Source organism: Nocardia cerradoensis NBRC 101014, from assembly GCF_000308535.1.
GTDB lineage: Bacteria > Actinomycetota > Actinomycetes > Mycobacteriales > Mycobacteriaceae > Nocardia > Nocardia cerradoensis.
Genome location: NZ_BAFW01000291.1, coordinates 1 through 864, shown reverse-complemented (window position 1 = coordinate 864; position 864 = coordinate 1). Strand labels below are relative to the sequence as shown.

At 70.7% G+C, this 864-nt stretch carries 1 protein-coding gene; it reads left to right on the top strand.

Annotation, left to right across the window (positions count from 1 at the left end):
• Positions 1–95: 95 nt before the first annotated feature.
• The gene (locus ON23_RS27990) at positions 96–833 is read left to right on the top strand and encodes an SDR family NAD(P)-dependent oxidoreductase (protein WP_039781896.1); all 738 of its coding nucleotides are present in this window, start codon (positions 96–98) and stop codon (positions 831–833) included.
• Positions 834–864 lie beyond the last annotated feature (31 nt).

The following is an 864-nucleotide window of genomic DNA, read 5'->3' as shown; positions in this document are numbered from 1 at the left end:
CTGTCCGCGGTCGCGCGCGACCCCCACCGATGACGGATCGACCGCGCGTGCGTCACACAGGTGAAGACATCGAATTCACCGAGTAGGAGCACAGCATGTCCGTACCAACCACAGTGGCCGGCAAGGCGATACTCGTCACGGGTGCCGGGCGCGGCCTCGGGCGCGCGCTCGTCGACGAGGCGCTGCATCGCGGCGCGGACCGGGTCTACGCCGCGGCCCGGCGACCGGTCGGCCATCCGGATCCGCGGGTCACCGCGGTGCGGCTCGACATCACCGATCCCGACCAGGTCCGCGCGGCCGCCGAACTGGTCGGCTCACTCGACGTCCTGGTGAACAATGCCGGCGTCTCCACACCGGACGATCTGACCGACTCGGCCGCCATCGAGGACCATCTGGCGGTCAACCTGTTCGGCACATATCGGGTCACCCACGCCTTCCTCCCGCGATTGCGCGAATCCCGCGGGGCCGTCGTGAACGTGCTCTCGCTGGCCGCGCTGGCGACCGTGCCCGTCACGCCGGCGTACGCCATCTCCAAGGCCGCCGCCTTCTCGATGACGCAGTCGCTGCGATTCCTCTCGGCCGCTGACGGTGTCGGCGTGCACGCCGTCCTGCCCGGCCCGGTCGATACCGACATGATCCGCGACTGGGACATTCCCAAAGCTGAGCCGGCGGCGGTGGCCCGCGCGATCCTGTCCGGGCTCGCGGACGGACGGGAGGAGATCTTCCCCGATCCGATGTCCGCATCGCTCGCGACCAGCTGGGCGGACGGGATCGTCAAGAGCCTGGAGCGCGCGAATGCCGCCGCCGTGCAAGCAGTGGCGGTGGCGTCGTGACCGGCCCCGGCGGACGATGGTGGTCGGCGCC

Coding starts and splice junctions, on each gene's coding strand:
- ON23_RS27990 (WP_039781896.1), top strand. CDS start 96: ATGTCCGTACCAACCACAGTGGCCGGCAAGGCGATACTCGTCACGGGT.